This is a genomic window from Phenylobacterium sp. (genome assembly GCF_036495085.1).
In the GTDB taxonomy this organism is placed as follows: domain Bacteria; phylum Pseudomonadota; class Alphaproteobacteria; order Caulobacterales; family Caulobacteraceae; genus Phenylobacterium.
Genome location: NZ_DASXNL010000091.1, coordinates 1 through 21,846 on the forward strand (window position 1 = coordinate 1; position 21,846 = coordinate 21,846).

The 21,846-nt window shown below is 67.6% G+C and carries 19 protein-coding genes; 12 read left to right on the forward strand and 7 right to left on the reverse strand.

Translation table 11 applies throughout. The features are described from left to right. Positions 1-86, reverse strand: an 86-nt coding sequence (locus VGI62_RS10640; protein WP_331504478.1) for a TIGR02300 family protein, incomplete at its 3' end; no start/stop codon positions are given. Positions 87-214: 128 nt separating this feature from the next. On the opposite strand from VGI62_RS10640, the gene aroA reads away from it, so the two are divergent. The 11 genes from aroA (at position 215) to VGI62_RS10695 (ending at position 12,123) form a co-directional block, all read left to right on the forward strand. Then, positions 215-1,540 carry a 3-phosphoshikimate 1-carboxyvinyltransferase gene (gene aroA, locus VGI62_RS10645; RefSeq protein ID WP_331504460.1) on the forward strand — a complete coding sequence of 442 codons (1,326 nt, stop codon included), beginning with the start codon at positions 215-217 and terminating at the stop codon, positions 1,538-1,540. A 45-nt stretch (positions 1,541-1,585) separates the two neighbouring features. Continuing rightward, positions 1,586-2,236, forward strand: coding sequence for a d(CMP) kinase (locus VGI62_RS10650; protein ID WP_331504461.1), 651 nt, complete (start codon positions 1,586-1,588; stop codon positions 2,234-2,236). 162 nt (positions 2,237-2,398) lie between these two features. Further along, positions 2,399-4,105 (forward strand): 30S ribosomal protein S1, encoded by a 1,707-nt coding sequence (gene rpsA, locus VGI62_RS10655; protein ID WP_331504462.1) that lies wholly within the window; start codon positions 2,399-2,401, stop codon positions 4,103-4,105. A 126-nt stretch (positions 4,106-4,231) separates the two neighbouring features. Next, positions 4,232-6,181, forward strand: coding sequence for a DUF3857 domain-containing protein (locus tag VGI62_RS10660; RefSeq protein WP_331504463.1), 1,950 nt, complete (start codon positions 4,232-4,234; stop codon positions 6,179-6,181). A gap of 151 nt (positions 6,182-6,332) precedes the next feature. Beyond that, positions 6,333-6,620 carry an integration host factor subunit beta gene (locus VGI62_RS10665; RefSeq protein WP_331504464.1) on the forward strand — a complete coding sequence of 96 codons (288 nt, stop codon included), beginning with the start codon at positions 6,333-6,335 and terminating at the stop codon, positions 6,618-6,620. A gap of 7 nt (positions 6,621-6,627) precedes the next feature. Then, positions 6,628-7,071, forward strand: coding sequence for a large-conductance mechanosensitive channel protein MscL (mscL, locus tag VGI62_RS10670; protein ID WP_331504465.1), 444 nt, complete (start codon positions 6,628-6,630; stop codon positions 7,069-7,071). Positions 7,072-7,114: 43 nt separating this feature from the next. Next, a complete protein-coding gene (locus VGI62_RS10675; RefSeq protein ID WP_331504466.1) occupies positions 7,115-7,756 on the forward strand; it encodes a phosphoribosylanthranilate isomerase in 642 nt (213 codons plus the stop codon). A gap of 22 nt (positions 7,757-7,778) precedes the next feature. Continuing rightward, positions 7,779-9,014, forward strand: a complete 1,236-nt coding sequence (gene trpB, locus VGI62_RS10680; RefSeq protein WP_331504467.1) for a tryptophan synthase subunit beta — start codon at positions 7,779-7,781, stop codon at positions 9,012-9,014. Next, the gene (gene trpA / locus VGI62_RS10685; protein WP_331504468.1) at positions 9,011-9,844 is read left to right on the forward strand and encodes a tryptophan synthase subunit alpha; all 834 of its coding nucleotides are present in this window, start codon (positions 9,011-9,013) and stop codon (positions 9,842-9,844) included. Before trpB ends, trpA begins: the two co-directional genes overlap by 4 nt. Positions 9,845-9,848: 4 nt before the next feature. Further along, positions 9,849-10,775 (forward strand): acetyl-CoA carboxylase, carboxyltransferase subunit beta, encoded by a 927-nt coding sequence (gene accD, locus VGI62_RS10690; protein WP_331504469.1) that lies wholly within the window; start codon positions 9,849-9,851, stop codon positions 10,773-10,775. Between the two features lie 94 nt (positions 10,776-10,869). Further along, positions 10,870-12,123 carry a folylpolyglutamate synthase/dihydrofolate synthase family protein gene (locus VGI62_RS10695; protein WP_331504470.1) on the forward strand — a complete coding sequence of 418 codons (1,254 nt, stop codon included), beginning with the start codon at positions 10,870-10,872 and terminating at the stop codon, positions 12,121-12,123. A gap of 136 nt (positions 12,124-12,259) precedes the next feature. Here the strand turns inward: VGI62_RS10695 and trxA are convergent, their stop codons facing one another. The 6 genes from trxA to tsaE all read right to left on the reverse strand — a co-directional run bounded on the left by trxA (position 12,260) and on the right by tsaE (position 21,382). Continuing rightward, complete coding sequence (gene trxA / locus VGI62_RS10700; RefSeq protein WP_331504471.1) at positions 12,260-12,595, reverse strand: thioredoxin; 336 nt, start codon at positions 12,593-12,595, stop codon at positions 12,260-12,262. Positions 12,596-12,678: 83 nt separating this feature from the next. After that, positions 12,679-16,161: a double-strand break repair helicase AddA gene (gene addA, locus VGI62_RS10705; protein ID WP_331504472.1), complete on the reverse strand. Its 3,483-nt coding sequence runs from the start codon at positions 16,159-16,161 to the stop codon at positions 12,679-12,681. Continuing rightward, entirely contained in the window at positions 16,158-19,148 is a 2,991-nt protein-coding gene (gene addB / locus VGI62_RS10710) for a double-strand break repair protein AddB (protein ID WP_331504473.1), read from the reverse strand. Before addB ends, addA begins: the two co-directional genes overlap by 4 nt. Next, positions 19,145-19,855 (reverse strand): nucleotidyltransferase family protein, encoded by a 711-nt coding sequence (locus VGI62_RS10715; protein ID WP_331504474.1) that lies wholly within the window; start codon positions 19,853-19,855, stop codon positions 19,145-19,147. Before VGI62_RS10715 ends, addB begins: the two co-directional genes overlap by 4 nt. Next, the gene (gene amgK, locus VGI62_RS10720) at positions 19,852-20,943 is read right to left on the reverse strand and encodes an N-acetylmuramate/N-acetylglucosamine kinase AmgK (RefSeq protein WP_331504475.1); all 1,092 of its coding nucleotides are present in this window, start codon (positions 20,941-20,943) and stop codon (positions 19,852-19,854) included. Before amgK ends, VGI62_RS10715 begins: the two co-directional genes overlap by 4 nt. Next, on the reverse strand, positions 20,933-21,382 hold the full coding sequence (gene tsaE / locus VGI62_RS10725) for a tRNA (adenosine(37)-N6)-threonylcarbamoyltransferase complex ATPase subunit type 1 TsaE (RefSeq protein ID WP_331504476.1): 450 nt from the start codon (positions 21,380-21,382) through the stop codon (positions 20,933-20,935). Before tsaE ends, amgK begins: the two co-directional genes overlap by 11 nt. Positions 21,383-21,547: 165 nt before the next feature. Here tsaE and VGI62_RS10730 point away from each other — a divergent pair. After that, positions 21,548-21,846 (forward strand): aldehyde dehydrogenase family protein (locus tag VGI62_RS10730; RefSeq protein ID WP_331504477.1); only part of this gene is annotated, 299 nt, incomplete at its 3' end.

Below are 21,846 nucleotides of genomic sequence, written 5' to 3' on the forward strand. Positions count from 1 at the left end.
CAGTGCGCCGGACGCTTGGTGAGGTCGTAGAATTTCGCTTGGCAGTTAGGGCAGACTTGTTTGGAGCCCAGCTCGGGATTGGCCAAAGGCGATGATCCTTGGAATGTGGGGGGCGAATTCGCGAAGCGGGCTCCCTTGCCACGCAAGGGGGCGGCTGTCAAAAGCAAACCCCCTCGTGACAAACTGCAAGCCTGCGGAGGCTCGTTTCCATCAGATGACGGCGGCTCAGATGAGCGCCAGGCGCGCGCGCCCGCTGAGCGGGACCTTGCGCGTTCCGGGGGACAAATCCATTTCGCACCGCGCGCTCATTCTGGGCGCGCTGGCTCATGGCGTGACCGAGGTCGAAGGCCTGCTGGAAGGCGAGGACGTGAAGCGCACCGCCGCGGCCATGGCCGCCTTCGGCGCCGGCGTCGAAAGGGTGGGAGAAGGGCGCTGGCGCGTCGAGGGCCGGGGTGGCTTCTCGGAACCGGCCGACATCATCGATTGCGGCAACGCCGGCACCGGGGTTCGGCTGATCATGGGGGCGGCGGCGGGTTTCAGGATCGCGGCCACCTTCACGGGCGACGCATCCCTGCGCGGCCGGCCGATGAACCGGGTGCTGAAACCGCTCGGCGAGATGGGCGCCAGCTGGATCTGCCGAGAGGGCGGACGCCTGCCGCTGACGCTCAGGGGCGGCGGCCTGCGACACATCGCCTACCGCCTGCCGGAGCCTTCGGCGCAGGTGAAGTCCGCGGTCTTGCTCGCCGGCCTGGGCGCCGACGGCGGCGCCGAGGTCATCGAGCCGGAGGCGACCCGCGACCATACTGAGCGGATGCTCCGGGCTTTCGGGGCGCGGGTGGAGGTGACCGAGGCCGGCGCCGGGCGCCGCATAGTCCTTCCAACCGGCCAGTCCCTGACCGGCGCCAAGGTCCGCGTGCCGGGCGACCCCTCCTCGGCCGCCTTCCCGCTTGTCGCCGCGCTCATCACTCCGGGCTCTCAGGTGACTGTCGAAGGGATGCTGCTGAACCCCTTGCGGATCGGCCTGCTGGACACGCTGGGCGAGATGGGCGCCGATCTTTCGGTGACCAACCTCCGCGAGGAGGGCGGCGAGACCGTCGCCGACGTCACGGCGCGCTACTCCGAGTTGACCGGCGTCGAGGTGCCCCCCGAGCGCGCGCCCTCGATGATCGACGAATACCCGATCCTGGCCGTCGCAGCGGCCTTTGCATACGGCCCGACCCTCATGCGCGGCATCGGGGAGATGCGGGTCAAGGAGAGCGATCGCATCGCGCTGATGGCCCGCGGCTTGGCCGCCTGCGGCGTCGCCGTCGAGGAAGGGCCCGACAGCCTGACGGTGGTCGGCTCAGTTCGGGCCAATCATGGCGTGCCCGGCGGCGCGCACGTGGCCACTCACGGCGACCATCGCATCGCCATGAGCCATCTGATCCTTGGCCTGGCGTCACAGGAGCCAGTCGCCGTCGACGAACCCGGCATGATCGCCACCAGCTTCCCGGGCTTTCTGACGCTGATGCGTTCGCTGGGCGCGGAGGTCGAGGCGTGATTGCATTCCCCCCGCTGGGTGGAGCTAGGCGCAGTGGGGCGCTCCGTGGCTGATTTCGTGATCGCGGTCGACGGGCCGGCGGCTTCCGGCAAGGGAACGATCGCAACGCGCCTGGCGACATACTTTGACCTGCCTGTCCTCGATACCGGGCTCCTCTACCGCTGCGTGGGCGTGCTGATGGAACGGGCGCACGAGGACCTGGACGACGAGGCCGCCGCCTGCGCGGCCGCAGCGATGCTCACCGCCGACCAACTCGACGATCCGCGCCTGCGCACCCGAGCCGCGGGCGAGCTCGCCAGCCGGGTCGCCGTCCACGGGCGCGTTCGGGACGCGTTGATGGAGTTCCAGCGCACCTTCGCCGGGCAGGAGGGCGGGGCGGTGCTCGACGGGCGTGACATCGGCACGGTGATCGCCCCCGACGCCCAGGCCAAGCTGTTCGTCACCGCCGCCCCCGAGGTCCGCGCCGAGCGGCGCTGGAAGCAGCTCACCGCCCAGGGCGAGACGGTCAGCTACGAGGATGTGCTGGCTGACATCGCCGTCCGCGACGCCCGCGACGGCGGTCGCGAGACGGCTCCGATGCGCCCCGCGCGCGACGCCGTCTTGCTGGACACCTCCGAAATGACTATAGAGCAGGCCGCCGATGCGGCCCGCCGCATCGTCGAGGCGGCGCGCGCCCGGTGGCTATCCTCCACCTGAGCAATCCCAACGCGTCCTACCCTCGTGCGGCTGCGGGCAAATTCACTAGCGCGGGGTGCTCCTCGCGTCTTCGGTTCAACCCTTAACCCGACGTGGGGACTCCGTGCGACGGCCGTTCGAGGCTCGTGCGGACCGCGCGTCATTCGAGATGAAAGTACGAGAATGGCTGACGATATGAGCCTCAATCCCACCCAGGCGGACTTCGCCGCCCTGCTCGACGAGTCCCTGGGCGGCCGTGACTTCATGGAAGGCCAGGTTGTTCACGGTAAGGTCGTGGCGATCGAAAAGGACATCGCGATCATCGACGTCGGTCTGAAGACCGAAGGCCGCGTCTCGCTGAAGGAGTTCGGCGAGGAAGAAGGCAAGGCTCCGATCAAGGTCGGCGACACCGTCGAAGTCTTCCTGGAACGCGTCGAAAACGCCATGGGCGAGGCTGTTCTGTCGCGCGACAAGGCCCGTCGCGAGGAAGCGTGGACGCGCCTCGAAGCCGTGTACGAGCGCAACGAGCCGGTCATGGGCTCCATCGTCGGCCGCGTGAAGGGCGGTTTCACCGTCGACCTCGGCGGCGCCTCGGCCTTCCTGCCCGGTTCGCAAGTCGATATCCGCCCCGTCCGCGACGTCGGACCCCTGATGGGACGGGAGCAGCCCTTCGCAATTCTAAAAATGGATCGCCCCCGCGGCAACATCGTCGTCTCCCGCCGTGCGATCCTCGAGGAAGCCCGCGCCGAACAGCGCACCGAGCTGGTATCCCAGCTGCAGGAAGGCGAAGTCCGTGAAGGCGTGGTCAAGAACATCACCGACTATGGTGCGTTCGTGGACCTCGGCGGCATCGACGGCCTGCTGCACGTCACCGACATGAGCTGGAAGCGCGTCAACCACCCGAGCCAGGTTCTGGCGGTGGGCGACACGGTCAAGGTGCAGATCGTCAAGATCAACCCCGACACCCAGCGCATCTCGCTCGGCATGAAGCAGCTGCAGTCCGATCCGTGGGACGGCGTGGAGGCCAAGTATCCGGTCGGCGCAAAGTTCACCGGCCGCATCACCAACATCACCGACTACGGCGCCTTCGTGGAACTGGAGGCTGGTGTCGAAGGCCTGGTGCACGTCTCGGAAATGTCCTGGACCAAGAAAAACGTCCACCCCGGCAAGATCGTCTCGACCTCTCAGGAAGTCGAAGTGGTCGTGCTGGACGTCGATCCGTCCAAGCGCCGCGTGTCGCTTGGCCTGAAGCAGGCCATGGCCAATCCGTGGGACGCCTTCGTGGCGGCTCATCCGATCGGCTCGACCGTCGAGGGCGAAGTCAAAAACGCCACCGAATTCGGCCTGTTCATCGGCCTCGACAACGACATCGACGGCATGGTGCACCTGTCCGACCTCGACTGGGCGACGCCCGGCGAGGAAGCCATCGCCAAGTACAACAAGGGCGACATGGTCAAGGCCAAGGTGCTCGACGTTGACGTCGAAAAGGAACGCATCTCGCTTGGCATCAAGCAACTGGCCGGCGACCCGATGTCGGGCGACACCTACCGGAAGGGCCAGACCGTCACCGTCACGGTGACCGAGATCACTTCGGGCGGCATCGAGGTGAAGTTCGGCGAGGATGAAGCCCCGATGACGGCCTTCATCCGCAAGTCGGATCTGTCCCGCGATCGCGCCGACCAGCGGCCGGAGCGGTTCGCCGTCGGCGACCGTCTGGACGCCCAGATCTCCAACGTCGACAAGGCCGCGCGCCGCGTGTCCCTGTCGGTCAAGGCTCTCGAAATGGCCGAGGAGAAGGAAGCGATCGAGAAGTTCGGCGCCTCGGACAGCGGCGCTTCGCTCGGAGACATCCTGGGCGCGGCTCTCCGCGAAAAGGCTCAGAAGGACTAGATTTCGCAGCCCGACAGGCTCTGAAACAAATGGCGGCGGACCGAGCAATCGGTCCGCCGTTTTCTTTTCACGCTTGGGCCCTATCGTAGCTTCAAGCGCCGCCTTGGTGCGGCCAGGAGCGTCGCCTTGTCGTTACGTCTGATTGTCTGTTCCGCTTTGGCTGCCCTGGTCTGCGCGGTTCCAGCCTTTGCCGCCGACAAGCCGTCCTTTGGACCGCCGCCGGCCTGGGTGGACGTCGCAGCGATACCGCCCCCGCCCTCCGCCGACGGCGCACCTGCCATTCAGGTGCTGCTGGACGACCATCAGACTCGTCTCGATCCGTCCGGCGACACCTACTACAACCGCCGCGTCATCAGGATCCTGAAGCCGGAGGGGCTGATCCAGGTAAAGTCGGTGACGGTGACCTGGCGGCCAGACGCTGAAACCATCACCTTCCACAGCCTGAAGATCATCCGCGATGGCAGGACCATCGACCTTCTGGCGGACCCCAAGGCGATGCTGGTCCTGCGCCGCGAAGCCAACCTTGAGCAGGCGAGCCTCGATGGCCGGATCACCGCTTCGCGGCAGGTCGACGGCCTGCAGACCGGCGACCTCCTCGACTTCGCCTTCACACGGATCCATGCCGACCCGGTGCTGCAGGGCCACTCCTTCGATTCCGAGCGTCTCGCCTTCGCCGGCGTGGTTGGCCGTTATCGCGCCTTGGTCTCGTGGCCTAAAGGCGAGGCGGTGCAATGGAAGGCGACTCCGGGCTTCGGAGACCCGAGCCTGAGCGACAAGGATGGCCGCACGCTCCTGGCGCTCGACAAGACCGATGTACTGGCGCCCAAGGCGCCGGTCGGCGCGCCGTTGCGCTTCCGCCGTGTGGGCCAGCTTGAAGCCAGCAGTTTCCAGAGCTGGAACGAGATCTCCAAGCTGATGGCGCCGCTCTACGAGAAGGCGTCGCAGATTTCGCCCACCTCGCCCATCAAGGCGGAAGCCGACGCCATCGCCGCTCGCACCAAGGACCCCCGAGAACGCGCCTTCGCAGCCCTCCAGCTCGTCGAGGACAAGACCCGGTACTTCTTCCTCGGAATGGGTGACGGCGGCTATGTCCCGGCCAACGCCGACGACACCTGGGCCCGACGCTTCGGCGACTGCAAGGCCAAGACCGCGCTTCTCCTGGCGTTGCTGAAGAACCTCGGGCTCGACGCCGAGCCGGTGCTGGTGAACCTGGGCGCGGGCGATGGGCTCGACGAGTTGCCGCCCGCGCTCGCGGCGTTCAACCACGTGATCGTCCGGGTGAAGATCAATGGCCAATCCTACTGGCTCGACGGCACCCGGACTGATGACCGAAACCCCGACGCCATGCTGCCGCCGCCGCATCACTGGGGCTTGCCCGTGCGGGCGCAGGGAGCTCCGCTCGAGGCCATCGTCCAACGCCAGATCAACGTCCCGACGCTCGAGACAGTTACCCGCTTCGACGCCTCCAAAGGGCTCGACGAGAGCGCCTCGGTGCAGATTACTCTGACCACCAGCGGAATCCTGGCCAATTCCATGCGCGCCAACCTCGCTAGGTCGCCGAGGGCCGACTTCGAACGTGCATTCCGGCAGCAGTTCGCCAATGTCGGCGGCGGCACGGATATCGACCAGGTGACCTGGCGCGACGATCCGGCAAGGGGTCTTTTCATCGTCGAACTGACCGGCAGCACGGATATGGACTGGCGGACAAACCAGGACCTTCACCAGCGCGAGTACCGCGTGGCCTCCGGCGGCGTTCCACGGCTTTTCCCGAAGCGCGAAGCAGGACCCAACCGCGACGCCCCATTCGCGGTGCCGTATCCAGCCTTCACCCGCTCGCGCACCGAGATCGTCTTGCCCGCCGGCGGCAAGGGATTCACGGTCCGCGGACCAAGCGGAACTGTGCAGGTCGGCGGCTATCAGATCGTCAGCACCTCGACGGTCGAGGGCGACGTCGCCAGCTTCACCGTTGACCAGCGTTCGCTGACGCCGGAGATCAGCGCCGCCGAAGCCCAGGCGGCCAACGCTGCGATTCGCAAGTTGCGCGACGTCGACAGCCTGGTCCGCGCGCCCGCCTGAGCCATGGGGAACGTGCGGCGCGCGCCCCTTCTCGCCACGGTTGAAAGTTAAGATTTATGAACAAGCTCGACCGTCAGGTCTCGTAAACCCTTTTTACGCCTTGAATACAAAGGCGGACTCGCCCATGGTCACGCCGGTCGAAGGGGCCCGCATGATCAAATCGGAACTGATCGCCAAACTCGCCGAGGAGAACCCGCACCTGACTCAACGCGACATCGAACGCGTCGTCGGGGTGGTCCTGGAGCGGATGATCCAGGCGCTTGAATCCGGCGGCAGAGTCGAGTTGCGTGGTTTCGGTGCGCTCTCGGTCCGCTCGCGGGACGCACGCGCCGGACGAAACCCGCGCACTGGCGAACCGGTCGACGTCCGCGCCAAGCACGTTCCCTTCTTCAAGAGCGGCAAAGAGCTGCGAGAACGGCTCAATCTCACCGACGATTAGGTCGGCCATGACAGACTCGGCAAAAACCCGCCTCGGAATCTTCGGTGAGTTCCGAGAATTCATCGCGCGCGGCAATGTCATCGACCTGGCCGTCGGCGTGATCGTCGGCGCGGCCTTCAACGACATAGTCAGGGGCCTCGTCGACGACGTTGTCATGCCACCGGTCGGGCTGCTGCTGTCCGGTATCGACTTCGCCCACCTGCAGTGGGTTCTTCGGCCGGACGATCCCTCCACCAAGGCCAATGAGCTGGTGGCGATCCAGTATGGCCTGTTCATCAACACCCTGATCAAGTTCCTGATCGTGGCCTGGGTGGTGTTCCTTCTGGTGAAAGGCGTGAACGCGATCCGCCGCCGGGATGCCGCCTCGCCGACGGCGGAAAAGCCTCCACCGTCGGCACAAGAGGCGCTGCTGGTCGAAATACGCGACCTCTTGAAGGCTCGCCAGCCGTAAGCGCCCCTTGCGGTGACGCCGCCGAAGGCCCTAATCCCGACCGATGAACATCGAGGCCAAGATCTGCGGCATGCGGACCCCCGAAGCCGTCGACGCCGCGCTGGAGGGCGGAGCGGCTTTCCTCGGATTCACGTTCTTCGAGAAGAGCCCACGGTACGTGACGCCAGAAGCCGCCGAGCGCCTGGCGCAGCCGGCCCGCGGAAAGGCCAAGGTCGTAGCGTTGCTGGTTGATCCAAGCGACGCCGAAGTCGACAGGATCGCCCAACTCCTGCGGCCGGACCTCATCCAGCTGCACGGCGCCGAGACGCCGGCGCGCGCCCGCGCCATCGGCCAACGGGCGGACGTGGGGATCATCAAGGCCCTGCCGGTGTCGGAGGCCGCCGATCTGGCCGCCGCCGCAGACTTCGAGACCGTGGCCGACCATCTGATGTTCGACGCTAAGCCGGCCAAGGACGCTGATCGGCCGGGCGGAGGAGGACGCCCCTTCGATTGGACCCTGCTTGCCGGACGTCGTTTCCAGCGGCCCTGGTTCCTGGCCGGCGGGCTCGATCCGTGGAACCTCGCCCAGGCGGCGGAGCAATCGGGCGCCCCGATGCTGGACGTTTCCTCTGGCGTGGAGCGCGGTCCCGGACTAAAGGACCCCGCCTTGATCCGGGCGTTCCTCGACGCCGTCAGACGCGCCTAGAGCCTGAGCCCCGACGAAGCCTGTGAACGCGCCATCCGCAAACACCGGGGTCCGCCCCAACGACTACACCGCCTATCCGGACGCCAGCGGGCGCTTCGGCGACTACGGCGGTCGCTACGTGCCCGAGACCCTGATGCCGCTGGTCCACGACCTGGATGCGGCCTATGCAGCGGCCAAGGCCGACGAGGGCTTCCAGGCGGAGCTCGCGAATTTCCTGACCCACTACGTGGGTCGCCCAAGTCCGCTCTACTTCGCCGAGCGGCTGACCGCCCACTACGGCGGGGCGAAAATCTATCTGAAGCGCGAAGAGCTGAACCACACCGGGTCGCACAAGATCAACAATTGCATGGGCCAGATCCTGCTCGCTAGGCGGATGGGCAAGACCCGGATAATCGCCGAGACCGGCGCGGGCCAGCACGGCGTGGCCACGGCCACCGTCTGCGCTCGTTTTGGCTTGCCGTGCGTCGTCTACATGGGCGCCGTCGATGTCGAGCGACAAAAGCCCAACGTTTTTCGCATGAACCTCTTGGGCGCAGAGGTGCGTCCGGTCACGGCGGGCTCAGCGACGCTGAAGGACGCCATGAACGAGGCGCTTCGCGACTGGGTCACCAACGTCCACGACACCTACTATCTGATCGGCTCGGCCGCCGGCATGCACCCCTACCCGGCCATGGTCCGCGACTTCCAGGCTATCATCGGCCGCGAGGTGCGCGAGCAGATTGTGGCTGCCGAGGGCCGGTTGCCGGACGCGGTGGTGGCATGCGTCGGCGGCGGCTCCAATGCAATTGGCCTTTTCCATCCGTTCCTCAACGATTCCGGGGTGAAGATCTTCGGCGTCGAGGCGGCGGGCGAGGGGCTGGACAGCGGGCGCCATGCCGCCGCGATCAACGGCGGCCGTCCCGGGGTTCTGCACGGCAACATGACCTACCTGCTGCAGGACCGCGAAGGACAGATCGAGGAAGCGCACTCCATCTCCGCCGGCCTTGACTACCCCGGCATCGGCCCGGAACACGCCTGGCTGCACGACGTCGGCCGCGCGACGTATTTGTCGGCGACGGACGTCGAGTCGCTTGCGGCGTTCACGCTGCTGGCCGAGCTTGAGGGCATCTTGCCCGCGATCGAGAGCGCGCATGCCCTGGCCCGCCTGCCGGAGATCGTGAGCGACGTCGGCAAGGATGGAATCGTGGTTCTCAACCTCTCGGGCCGTGGCGACAAGGACGTGGCCACCGTGGCCGCCCACCTGGGACGCACGATTTGAGCAAGGACCGCATCGCCGCCCGCTTCGCCGCGCTCAAGGGGGAGGGCCGGGCGGCCTTCGTCGCCTATGTGATGGCCGGCGATCCCGACGCTGCGACCGCGCTTTCGATCCTCAAGGGCCTGCCGGCGGCCGGCGCCGACCTCATCGAGGTCGGATTCCCGTTCTCCGACCCGATGGCCGAAGGGCCGCCGATCCAGCGCGCGGCGCAACGGGCGCTGGCCAAGGGCATGACCCTAAAGGGCACGCTCGACCTGGTTCGCAGCTTCCGTGAGGGCGATGAGGTCACGCCGATCATTTTGATGGGCTACACGAACCCGCTGGTGACCTGGGGCTATGAGGCTTTCGCCCACGATGCCGCCGAGGCGGGCGTCGATGGGATGATCATCGTCGACACCCCTCCCGAGGAAGCCGGCCCCCTGGCCGACGCCCTGGACGCCGCAGGTGTCTCACTCATCCGGCTCGCCACGCCGACCAGCGACGACGCCCGACTGAAAACCATTGTTCGCCGCACGTCCGGTTTCGTCTATTACGTGTCCGTAGCGGGTGTGACGGGGGTCAAGGAAGCTGATGCGGCGGTGGTTGCGCCGCACGTAGAGCGCGTGCGGGCGGCCTCCGGCCTTCCGGTCGCGGTAGGCTTCGGCATCAAGACCCCTGAACTCGCCGCAGCTATCGCGCGCGTCGCCGACGCCGCGGTGGTGGGATCGGCGCTTGTGGATGAAATAGCGGAAGCTGTTCGCATGAACGAAGACGTGACCGGGCGAGTTCTTTCCAAAGTGCGTTCGTTGGCTAAGGCTGTCCGCTCCGCCCGAGTCGGCCAAACGACGGTCTAGAACCATGGCGATGGCTGAACAGAGAAACGACAAGCCCGGGCGGCCGCCGGCCGCCCCCCGTGAGAGAACCGGCTGGCTGTCGCGGATCGCGCCCGGCGTGCGCAACGCGTTCTCCAAGCGCGAAACGCCTGAGAACCTCTGGGTGAAGTGCCCTGACACCGGGGAGATGATCTACCGTCCTGACTTGGAGGCCGCGCTCTGGGTCACCCCGTCCGGGCACCATATGCGCATCGGCGCCCAAGCCCGGCTCCGCTACACCTTCGACGACGGAAAATTCGAGCGCATTTCTACGCCGGTGGTCGCTGATGATCCGCTGAAGTTCCCCGACATCAAGCCATATCCCGAGCGCCTGAAGGCCGCGCGGAAGGCGAGCGGTGAGCCCGATGCTCTCGCCATCGGCTACGGCCACATCATGGGTCAGCCGGTCGTGGTCGCCGTGCAGGACTTCGCCTTCATGGGCGGCTCGCTCAGCATGGCCGTCGGCGAGGCCTTCATTACGGCCGCCAGGGAGGCGGTGAAGCGTGAAGTGCCGTTCGTGATCTTCACCGCCAGCGGTGGCGCGCGGATGCAGGAAGGCACCCTCTCGCTCATGCAGCTCGCCCGCACGACGCTCGCCGTGAACGAGGTGAAGGCCGCGGGCCTGCCCTACGTGGTGGTGCTGACGGATCCCACCACCGGTGGGGTCATGGCTTCCTACGCCATGCTCGGCGACGTGCATCTGGCCGAGCCCAATGCGCTGATCGGTTTCGCAGGCCGTCGAGTGATCGAGCAGACGATCCGCGAGACCTTGCCGCCCGGCTTCCAGCGCGCGGAGTTCCAGGTTGAACGCGGCATGGTCGACCGTGTTGTGTCCCGCTCAGAACTGCGCGCGGTGCTAAGTTCGATCCTGAAGACCTTGATGATGGGGCGGAACCGCCTTTCCGCCGCCTGAGCTGACCTTCTCCGACCCAAACCGTGGGCAGGACCACGACCCAATCCGCGCCTCGGATGCGGTAATCCAGCGTCTGCGCGCCAACCATCCGAGCTTGATCGACCTGACGACCGGACGCGTCGAACGGCTGCTTGCCGCGCTCGGCCACCCCGAACGTCGCCTGCCGCCCGTAATCCATGTCGCCGGAACCAACGGCAAGGGCTCGACCGTCGCCTACCTGCGCGCCATCGGCGAGGCGCAGGGGCTGAGGGTCCATGCCATCACCTCGCCGCACCTCGTGCGGTTCGCCGAGCGCATACGCATCGCCGGCAAGCTGATATCCGACGAGAAGCTTGAAGACCTTACCGATCGCCTGGAGGCCGCCAATGCCGGCCGGCCGATCAGCTTTTTTGAGATCACCACCGTTCTCGCGCTCGAGGCCTTCGCTGAGACGCCGGCGGACCTGTGCATCGTCGAGGTGGGACTCGGCGGGCGCTTTGACGCCACCAACGTCTTCGATCAGCCGGCGGTCAGTGTGATCACCCCTGTGGACTACGACCACCTCGAGATGCTGGGGCCGGAACTCTCCAAGATCGCCTGGGAGAAGGCCGGCGTTATCAAGCGTGGCCGACCCGCTGTCGTCGCGCGCCAAATGGACGAGGCGCTGGAGGCGATTGAACGGGAGGCCGACGACCGCATGGCGCCGCTCTTCCTGATGGGCCGCGACTTCGACGCTTGGGAGGAACGCGGCCGGTTGATGGTGCAGATGCCAGACCGGTTGCTGGACCTGCCAGCGCCAAGCCTGTTCGGCGGTTACCAGTTCGAGAACGCGGGCCTGGCGGTCGCCGCCGCGCTCACCTTCAACCGCGATCTCGGGGAGCAGGAACTCGGCCAGGGTGTCTCCTCGGCGGTTTGGCCGGCGCGCTTCCAGCGCCTGACCAAGGGACCGTTGGCGCAGCTCGCTCGCGCCCGTGGCTCGGACCTGTGGCTCGACGGAGGCCACAATCCACACGCCGGCCGCGCGCTCGCCGAGGCCGCCTCTCGCCTGGTCGACCGTGACCCGCGGCCATTGGTGATGGTGACCGGCATGTTCGCCAGGAAAGACGCCGAGGGCTACTTCCGCCCCTTTGGCGAGATGCATCCGAAGGTGTTCACGACCACGTTCGATTCTCCCAACGCCGCCAGCGCCGATGAACTCGCCGACGCGGCGCGACGGGCAGGCCTTGCGGCAGAGACGGTCGCAAATGTGGGAGAAGGGCTCGAACGAGCCTTGGCGGGCGAGGGACCGGCCCCGCACGTCCTGATCTGCGGCGGATTGCACTTCGCCGGTGACGTGCTGGCCATGAGCCGGGATACCTGGCCGACCTGACGAGAAATCATTCCTCCCGTTCCGGGGAGGGTGCTGCGCAGCGACGCGGGCGGGGATGTCGGCCTAGAGCTTGCACCCGACGCCCCCACCCTGCCCGCTGCGCGGCCCGTCCTCCTCTAAAAAGGAGGGGTGGGCCTTATGCTGCAGCCGCGACGCCGGCTTCCGAGAGCCACTCCAGGATCTTCTGCTTGGGCATGGCGCCGACCTTCATGGAGGCCATCTGGCCGCCCTTGAACAGCATCATTGTCGGGATGCCGCGCACGCCGTAGCGCGAGGGCGTAGTCGGGCTCTCTTCGATGTTCAGCTTGGCCACCGTCACCTGGGCGCCCAGTTCGTCGGCGATCTGTTCGAGGGCGGGTGCGATCTGTTTGCAGGGGCCGCACCACTCGGCCCAGAAATCGACCAGAACCGGCCCCGAGGCCTGCAGGACGTCCTTCTCGAAGGATTCGTCGGTGACCTTCACAGTGCTCATGGAATTCTCCTCGTGCGCCAGCGCCTTCCAAACGTGGAGGCCGACGCATTGATCCGCCGATGTAAGCGGGCGCCGGCCTGGTATCAACTGCTACGACCCAGCTCGGCAAGGCTCCGAACCAGCAGGTTTTCTGGTACCGGCATCAGCTTCGGCCCGTCCGTCCAGACCAGCGCGGCCTCTATGGCGCGCCCAGGGAAGACTTCAGCCAGGACTGCCGCATAAATCGCCATCTGTCGCAGATAGGCGGGGTCCGCATCCTCGACGCGGGCAGGCGAAGGCCGGTTGGTTTTGAAGTCGGCCACGAGCACGCGATCAGGCAAGACCACGAGCCGGTCGATCCGCCCTGAGATCTTCAGTCCCGGCGGCAGGGCCGTGGCCGATCCGGCTATCGCAACCTCGGGACGGCTGCCCGGCCCGAACACCTGCGTGAAGCGGTCGTCCTGCAGGACGGAGAGGGCTGCTGCGGTCATTTCGGCGCGCTGGGCGTCGGTGAGATCGCGCTCGCGGGCCAGCAGGGCCTGCGCGCCTTGCGCCCACGCGGCCGGCTTAAGGTCGGGCAGGATTTGCAACAACCTGTGGATCAGATCCCCGCGCCGGAAGCGGCCCAGGCCGCCGACAGCCGAGAGGGGCGAGGGCGAGGCCACCTTGCCCCCCTCGCCCAGGTCGGACGGCGAGGCGTAGCGGCCAAGCGGTTCGGCTGGCGCTTCCCTGGCGGTCCAGGCCGGCGGTGCGGCCGTGGCCGCGATTTCGGCGGCCGCGGCGGGCATTTGCTTCGGGTCGGGTCCATAGCGGCTTGCCAGAATCTCGCCGCACGCGGCCTGGCGAACGTGCGACGCGATCTTTTCATGGTCGAAGCCGGCGCGGATCTGCGCCCACCAGCCTTTGAGCGTCTCTTCCTTGCGATTGGCGGCAATGCGGCCGCAGAGCACCAGCCGCTCGCGGGCCCGCGTCAGCGCCACATAGAGCAGACGCAACGCCTCCTCGTTCTCCTTGCGCGTCCGAAGCTCTCGGGCTCGACGCGACGCCTCGCAGTCAAGTTTTTGCGACGAGCACCAAAGGAAGCCGCCGTCCTCGGTCTCCAGCAGCGGCGAGCCGCGCGCCGCACCGGTCGTCGTGGTCTCCGGCAGGAAGACGATCGGCGCTTCCAAACCCTTGGCGCCGTGAGCTGTCATCACGCGGACCTCGTTACGGCCGCCTTCCAGTTCACGCTTCACTGTGATGTCGAGACTGGCGAAGGCCGCCGCCAGGCTTTCCAGATCATGGACGCCGCGGCTCTCGGCGGCCAGCACCTGGGAAAGGAACTCATCCAGGGCGTCCTGCGCCTCGCGCCCCAGCCGGCGCAACAGGCGCGCCCGCATCGATTGGCCCTCGGCGTCGCGCATCCCGAGCACCCGGCTATAGAGCTCGAACGGTCGCCGCGCCCTAGATTCAGCAATCAGTGCTGATAGGAAATCCGCCGCGCCGCGCCATTCCGGCGCCTCGTGAGCGCGGTCGCGCAAAGTGCGCCACAAACTCGCGGTCCGGGCCTTGGCCAGGCGATAGAGGCTCTCGTCGTCCACATCGCAGAATGGGCTGCGCAACAGGGCCGCCAGCGTCAGGTCGTCGCCCGGGAACAGGGCAAAGCGGGCCAGCGCCACGAGGTCGTCAAAGACGATGTGTTCGGAAAGGGAGAGTCGGTCAGCGCCGGCGACCGGGATCTTGGCGTGCTTCAGCGCCCGCAGGATCTCCTCGAACAGCCCGCCGCGCTTTCGGACAAGGATCAGGACGTCACCGAACGTCGCCGGTCTCCAAGATTTGGTCGCGCTGTCGAGCACTGCGTCCCCGCGCCCCACCAGAGACCAGATCTCCTCGGCGATGTTTCGCGCCAGCCGCCGTGTCGCGCTGCCCTCGGCTTCCAGGTCGAGAGGGGCAGTCCAGGCGTCGCGCTCCTCGCCCCTGACCTCGCGCTCCAGCGGCCAGAGGTCGACGCAACCGCGGTCGCCGTCGCGCTTTGCAATATGCGTCAAAGCCTCGACGCCCGGCGGCACACCCGTTGCAAAAACCGCGTCAACGAAGCTCAGCACCTCGAGGGTCGATCGCCACGACGAGGTCAGCGGCACTCGCTGGCCGGAGAGCGAGGCGGCCTCGATGTCGGCCAGGTATTGCTGCGTCTCCAGATGCAGCCTCTCCGGGTCGGCGCCCTGGAACGAGTAGATCGACTGCTTGTCGTCGCCGACCACGAACAATGTGCGCGCCAGGGGACCTGTCCGACCAACGGCTCCCGCGCCGGCGAAGAATTCGCCTGTCAATGCGCGCACGATGTCCCATTGGTCGGGCGCTGTGTCCTGGGCTTCGTCCACCAGGATGTGGTCGATCCCACCGTCGAGTTTGTACAGCACCCAGGCTGCGGCCGGACGGCTGGCCAGCAGCGCTTTGGTCTTCTCGATCAGGTCGGCGAAGTCGAGCGCGCCGGCCGCAGCCTTCTCGACCCGATAGGCGGCCAGATAGGCCTGCGCCAGCACGAGGGCGTTGAGGGTGTCGGCAGCGACACGGGCGGCCCTCACGCGCAGGCGCGCGTCGGCCAGCCGGTCCTGTTCGGCCAGGAGACGTCGGCGTAACTCTTCGTGCGCCTTCAACCCCGTGGTCTTGCGGTACCATGATGCCGGCCCGCCTTCGCCTTTTTCTGTGAAGAGGGCGTCGAGCGCCTGGCTCAGGGGGGCGGCCGGATCATCTGCTACGGCGGCGAGCTTGGCGGCGCATTTCCTGTCGCCTGCACCGCCGGCGATCAGGACCCCGGCCGCCGCGCGCCAAAGGTCTCGGTCGAGCGCAGCCATGGCCTCGGCGGCAAGCATCTCCGGATCGCAACCCGCGCGCAAGCCACAGGCTTCCCATACCCAGGCCTCGGCGCCGTCAGGCCCGCCATGAGCCTCGAAGAATGCCGCAAGCGACGCGCGCCTGGCCTCGAAGCCCAGAAACATCGACTGGAACGACATGAAGTCGAGCGCGACCGAAAAGCGCGCATAGGCCTCGGAAACCGCGCCCTCGCCGGCTAGCGCGTGGCGCGCGACAGCCTTTCGCGCAGCGTCGGCTATGGCCGCGGAAGCCGCGTCGTCCATGACGCGGAATCCTGGAGAGACACCAGCCTCCAGCGGGAAGCGCCTCAGCACCTTTTCACAGAAGGCGTGGATGGTCTGAATCTTCAGGCCGCCGGGTGTCTCAAGAGCGCGGGCGAACAGCGCGCGGGCCTCGGACAGCCTTCGTCGGTCGAAGTCCCGCCTTCCCTCCAGATCGGCCAGGCCGGCCGTCAGCGCCTCGTCGGTCATCACCGACCAGTCGCCCAGCCGGGTGAACAGCCGGCGCTGCATCTCCGCCGCGGCGGCCTTGGTGTAGGTGACGCAGAGCACCTTCTCGGGATCGACCCCTGCCAGTAGCAGCCGCGCCACGCGGTCGATCAGCGTCTTGGTCTTGCCGGATCCTGCATTGGCCGTGACGAAGGCGGAGATCGCCGGATCAGCCGCAATGCGTTGCGGATCGCCATTTTCAGGCGGGTCGCCGTTTTCAGGAAAGAGGCTGAGCTTGAGGTTCAATCGTCGTCCTCCCCGCTTGTGGACCACTCGAAGACCCGGGCCAGGTGATCGTAGTCACCGGCGTACTGGTGCACGAACTGTGGGGCGGTGCGCGAGACGAAGGGCTGATCGGCTCGCCAGTATCGGGCGATCAGCTCCTTCAGGCCGGTCAGCGCCCGTTCCGTCGCCTCATGGCTTTCGTCGCCGGCGGTGGCGCGCACCTCTTCGCGGCCGGCCGGTTTGCGGCCGGTGATTTCCAGGTACGTGAGGTCGCCGGGCTTCAGTTGGCCGACATCCTCGAAAGTCCCGTGCGCCAGGATCGCCGCCGTCAGCGTCAACTGGGGCGAGAAGCCGGCGTCAACGACCTTCTGGGAGGGCGCTCGTCCGGTCTTGTAGTCGACGATGTGGCCAAATCCTTTTGGGTCAGCCTCGATGCGGTCAGCCTTGGCCCTCAGCTTGAAGGGGCGACCTTCGATCTGCAGGCTGAGTTCGCCCATCTTCTCGACGTGGATGGCGCGTCCGTCGGCGCGACGCCGCGCCTCAAGGTCGGCGACCCAGGCCGCCGCTTCGCGCGCCAGCGCCGTCTCCCGGGCCAGGGCCTCGTGCGGCATGCCGGCTTTCTCCAGTTCCTCGATGTAGAGGCTCTCGAAGAAGGCGGCGGCGTCGGACGGCAACTCGGCCGGGTAGGCCAGGGCGAAACCTTCGAAGGCGGCGTGGATCGCAGTGCCGCGGGCCCGGGCGGCCACGGCCTCATCCGGGCGGTCCAGCGGGCGCAACCGCAGAATGTCCCGCGCCCAGACGGCGTACGGGTCACGGGTCAGGCTTTCCACCCGGGTCACGAATAGTTCCGTCGGGCGATCTGCGGCGGGCGGGGTCGGGGCCGGGCGTTTGGCAGGCTTATAGTCGGCGGGCGCGTCGAGTCCCCGCGCCCAGTCAAGCGCCTCGGGTCGGCCCGGAATGGCGACGTTCGCGCCGCGCGCCAGGGTTTCCAATCGCCAGAGCCAGCGGGACTTGACCGTCGGCGCGCCTTCGCGGCGCTCCGAATGCAGGAGGATCACCTCGGGCGCGCAGGCGGCCTGGGCGAAGTCGTGGGCGGCCAGCCCGACGCGGCGTTCCGGCGGCGGCAGGCCGAGCGTCTCGCGCATGGGCCGCGACAGGAAGGGATCCAGCGGCGCCCCGCGCGGCCAGACGCCTTCCTCCAATCCCGCGACGACCAGCCGGTCCGCGCGCACCAGCCGGGCCTCGATCGCGCCCAGGATGCGCAGTCGCGGATGGGTCGCGCCGCCGGTCCGCACCGTCTCGCCCTCCATCAGTCGCGCCAGAAGGTCGGCGAAGCCGCGCGGCGTCGTGGAGGGCAGGGCGGCTGCGTCCTGCATCAATCCTGCAAGCAATCGGCCGATCGCCTCGCCGCCATGGGCGCTCCAGAGGTCGCCCACGTCGCCGAGGCTGTCCCTGGCCAGGGCTTCCATCGCCGCGGCCAGGGCTCGGGCGGCTTCGGCGGGCGCGACGGCTTCATCCGGAAGCTCCGCGAAGACCCCCTTAATCCGCCCTGCAAGGTCCGCCGCCTCGGGATGCGCCTCCAGGCGCGCCTGAAGCGTCGCCCAGGTCCACGGGCGCGACCCACGCAGGCCGTGCCGCTCCAGCGCCGCGCGGCGCATTGCCAGATCCGCCGGCTCCAAGCCCAGCCGCACATAGGGATGCTTGAGGATCGCCAGCAAGGTTACAGGATGCAAGGGGTCGACGGCGGCGCTTGCGACGAGGCCGCCTAGCACGCCGCAGGGGCAACCGGCGAGCACCTCGCCCGCCGATGAATCGGGGACCACGCCCCACCGCGCCAACTTGGCCGTCACACGGCGGGCCAGGTTCCGGTCAGGCGCGACAAGGGCGGCGGTGCGCTCTGGGGTGTCCAGGACCTCGCGCAGCAGAAGGGCGGCCACCGTGGCGGCTTCTTCCTCCGAACGGGCGCTGACCAGGGAAAGGCCATCGAGCCCGAAGGCGACGCCGTTCACGGCCTCGCCGTCTGCCTGGGTGTTCAGGTCGGCGATCAGACGAAGCCAGTCGGCGGTGCGTTCAGGGGGCCTGAGCGCTTCGTTGACCACCCGCTGTCGCCAACGGCCGCGCGCGGAAGAGATCACCGAGGCCGGCCAGGTCTCGACCAACCTGCGATCGAAGTTGGCGGCATCCAGCAGGCGCTTCATCGCGCCTTGTGGGTGTTGCTCGCCGACTTCGGCCCAGGCCTCGTCCGAGAGACCTTCGTCCAGCCCCGGCAGCACGACGCAACCCTGCGGCGCCTCGGCGATGACCTTGAGCAGCGCCGCTGTGGCGGGCGCCGTGCCCGTGGACCCCGCCGCGACCAGCACGCTCGTCGGCGGGTGGTCGGTCCAAGCCTGAGCCAGCCGTCGCAGCAGCTTCACCCGCCGCTCGCTCACGTCGACCATCCCCAGCTCCTTGAGCCGCTTCGGCCACTCTTCGAGCGCCATCTCGAGGAAGCGCCGCGAGACCCGCCAGTGATCGGCCAAGTCGGCCTCCACCAGGCTCGCCAGCTTCCCGAACGGCTCCAGTTCCTCAATCTGCAGGCTGTCTAGGAACAGGCCCAGAGCGTCGGCCATCTCCAGCGCCGAGGAGGCCGTCAGGTCGCGGCCTTCCAGCAGGTCCCAGCGATCCGTCACCAGTCGGGTGAGCTCGAATCGCCGCTTCAGAGGCTGGATTGCGGCCGGCAGGTCGAGGGCCAGGTCGCCCGGTTCGAACGGGGGTTCGCCCTCATCGAGGTCGCCCAGCGGCCGCATCTGCGGGGGCAGCACCGCGCGGCCTCCGGCGGCGCCCACGAAAGCGTCGGCCAGCGCGCGGGCTCCGCGGCGGGTCGGCGTCAGCACGATCGCCTGCGACAGGGCTTCTGGACCAAGCGGGCTCAGAGCATCGTGCAGTCCTTGCGCAAGGTCCTGGGCGAACGGGCGGTGCGCCGGGATCGTGTACCAGCGCGGTCCAGCACATTCGAAGAAGGCGCTCACATCAGCCTCGCCTCGGCGGCGTCGCGTGCGGCCGGGTCGCCGACATGCATCCAGAACGCGTCCATCACGACGCCATATAGACCCCCAGTGGCCTGCAGCCGATGCCAGACGGGGATGATCGAGAAGGCCTCGTCGGCCTTTCCGTCCAGGACCTGTGGCTTGAGAATTCCAAAGCCCACGTTGGCAAAAGGCGTCACCACATCGGGCGACACCGAATGGGTCAGGCGCCCGGCGCCATCCATCAGAAAGCCCTGCGGCCCCTCGAATCCGATCCCGTTGCCGCGGGCGACCAAGAGCAACAGAATTTCCATGCGCGCCGGGTCCCAGGCGGCTTTCAACGCCTCAAGAGCGGGCGTGGCGCCTTCCAGCCACAGGGAGTCGATGTTGGCGACAAAAATCGGGTCGTCGCCCAGCAAGGCCCGGGCGTGGCGAATGCCGCCGCCCGAGTCGAGAAGGCCGGCGCGCTCGTCGGAGATCAGAATCTCCAGGTCGGCACGGGTCTTCAGGTAAGCCTCCACCTGGTCGGCGAAGTGGTGGACATTGACCACCGCGCGTTCGACGCCGGCGGCGACCAGCTTGTCCAGAACCCGATCAAGCAGCGTCCGCCCCGCGACCTTGACCAGCGCCTTGGGCGTCGTGTCCGTCAACGGCCGCATACGCGTGCCAAGACCGGCGGCCAGAACCATCGCCGTCTTGGGACCGGTCACTTGCGGAACTCGCAGGGAATTTGCCGGTCCAGCCAGGACGTCAGCTCCCCCAGCTGACGATCGGCGAGACAGCGATCGAGATAGGTCCAGAGCCGCGGCATGAAGGCGGCGTAGCGCGGCTTGCCGTCCCGCGTCACCAGCCTGGCGAAGATGCCCAGGATCCGAACCACGTTGAGGGCGCCCAGCGCGTGATAGTCGGCGAGGAAGTGCTCGCGATCGACCTGCGGTCTAAGCTCGAAATAGCGGGCCAGCGCGCGTTGCTCCACCTCGGGGGAGACGTCTCGGCGCGCGTCGTGCAGCAACATGGACATGTCCCAGGCCGGGTGGGCCTTCAGGGCGTCCTGGAAATCGAGAAGCCCGACGCGAGCGGGGCCGGACCGATCCGGTAGCCAGATCAGGTTCTCGGCGTGGTAATCGCGATGGCAGAAGACGTGAGCGCCTTTTTCGCCGCGGCTGCGGATCGGACTCCAGATCGCCTCCCATTCGGCGATGGCCTCGGTGCTGAACGAAAGCTCCGGCTTCAGCCTGGGGAACCATTCCAGGATGATCTCCCCGCCAGTCTTCAGAGCCAGGCCGTCATAGGTCAGGAGCGGCCAGCGCACCCCGTCATAGGCGAGCACGGGCGGCGGCTCGACCTCGTGCATCCAGGCCAGCGTCTCGATTGCGTCGTCATAGAGCGGAGCCTCGTCCTGGCCCTGCTCGATCAGCCTCGCAAAGAGGGCGTCGCCCAAATCCTCCAGCACAGCCAGGCCTTGCGCTGCATCCGCCGCGATTATGGTTGGGGCTGAAAGGCCCTGACCGCGCAACCACGCAGCGATAGCCACGAAGGCGTCGACACGCCCGGCCGCGAGACGGGCCAAAGCATTGTAGCCCGCCGCCTGTCGCTCGGCGGGCGTGGCGTCCGGGGGGCAGGGTTCGCTCTCGACGGCAGGCGGCTGGTCCATGAAGATCAGGCTGCCTCCCCGCGCGGGGTAGAGCCGTTCATAGCTGCGCGTCGAAGCGTCGCCCGTCAACCGCTCGCGCCGCGCGGACGCGAGGCCGTGGTCTCGCAGAAAACGCGCCTTCTGCGCCTCGCGCTCAGGGTTCAAGCCCCATCCCCCTCACACGTCCTTCCCATGTGCCAAAAGGCGTCAGCCGCACGCTGCGGCCCGCCTCCGAAAGGCCGATCTCTACATCGAGTCGATCTGCCGGGAGGCGGCCTTCGAGTCGTTCAGGCCACTCGATCACCGCAGCCCCCTCGTCGAGCGCCTCGTCGAGCCCGATCTCGTAGGCCTCGTCCGGATCGGACAGCCGATAAAGGTCGAAGTGGGCGACCTTGAGTTGCGGACCTTCATAGAACTGGACGAGGGTGAAGGTCGGCGAGGGGACCTCCTCCTGCGGCGTGGTCAAGGCGCGCACCAGCGCGCGGGCCAACGTCGATTTTCCGGCGCCCAGCGGCCCCGACAGGCACACCGCCTCGCCTGCCTGCAGCAGGCGCGCGAGGGCCGCGCCCAGCTGCGCAGTGGCCGCCTCGTCGGCAAGGATCATGCGAAAGCTCGATCCGGGGCGTCGGGAAGCACGGTCTCCGGGGCGCCCCGCGCAGGGTTCAACGGCTGGGCGAGCGAAGCGAGCGTCATGTGGCGAAAGATGCGCTGCGGCTGGCGCATTGAGCAAGCGCTAGGCGAGCGCGCCTCCAGGGTCTAAATGCCCGACATGCGCGAAATCACCCATTTCATCGACGGGTCAGCCGTCAACGGAACCTCCGGTCAGTTCGGCCAGATCTTCAACCCCAACACCGGCGAGGTGCAGGCCCGCGTGGCGCTCGCCACCGCCCAGGAACTGGATGCGGCCGTCGCCTCGGCGGTCCGGGCGCAGCAGACCTGGGGCCTGGTCAATCCGCAGCGGCGCGCGCGCGTCATGTTCGACTTCAAGCGTCTGGTCGAAGCCAACATGAACGAGCTCGCCGAACTCCTGTCGTGCGAGCACGGCAAGGTGATCGCCGACTCCAAGGG

What these genes read in the sequence shown, in the direction of transcription:
- aroA (WP_331504460.1), top strand. Translation starts at nt 215, where the DNA reads ATGACGGCGGCTCAGATGAGCGCCAGGCGCGCGCGCCCGCTGAGCGGG.
- rpsA (WP_331504462.1), top strand. Translation starts at nt 2,399, where the DNA reads ATGGCTGACGATATGAGCCTCAATCCCACCCAGGCGGACTTCGCCGCC.
- VGI62_RS10665 (WP_331504464.1), top strand. Translation starts at nt 6,333, where the DNA reads ATGATCAAATCGGAACTGATCGCCAAACTCGCCGAGGAGAACCCGCAC.
- mscL (WP_331504465.1), top strand. Translation starts at nt 6,628, where the DNA reads ATGACAGACTCGGCAAAAACCCGCCTCGGAATCTTCGGTGAGTTCCGA.
- VGI62_RS10675 (WP_331504466.1), top strand. Translation starts at nt 7,115, where the DNA reads ATGAACATCGAGGCCAAGATCTGCGGCATGCGGACCCCCGAAGCCGTC.
- accD (WP_331504469.1), top strand. Translation starts at nt 9,849, where the DNA reads ATGGCGATGGCTGAACAGAGAAACGACAAGCCCGGGCGGCCGCCGGCC.
- trxA (WP_331504471.1), bottom strand. Translation starts at nt 12,595, where the DNA reads ATGAGCACTGTGAAGGTCACCGACGAATCCTTCGAGAAGGACGTCCTG.
- tsaE (WP_331504476.1), bottom strand. Translation starts at nt 21,382, where the DNA reads ATGATCCTTGCCGACGAGGCGGCCACTGCGCAGCTGGGCGCGGCCCTC.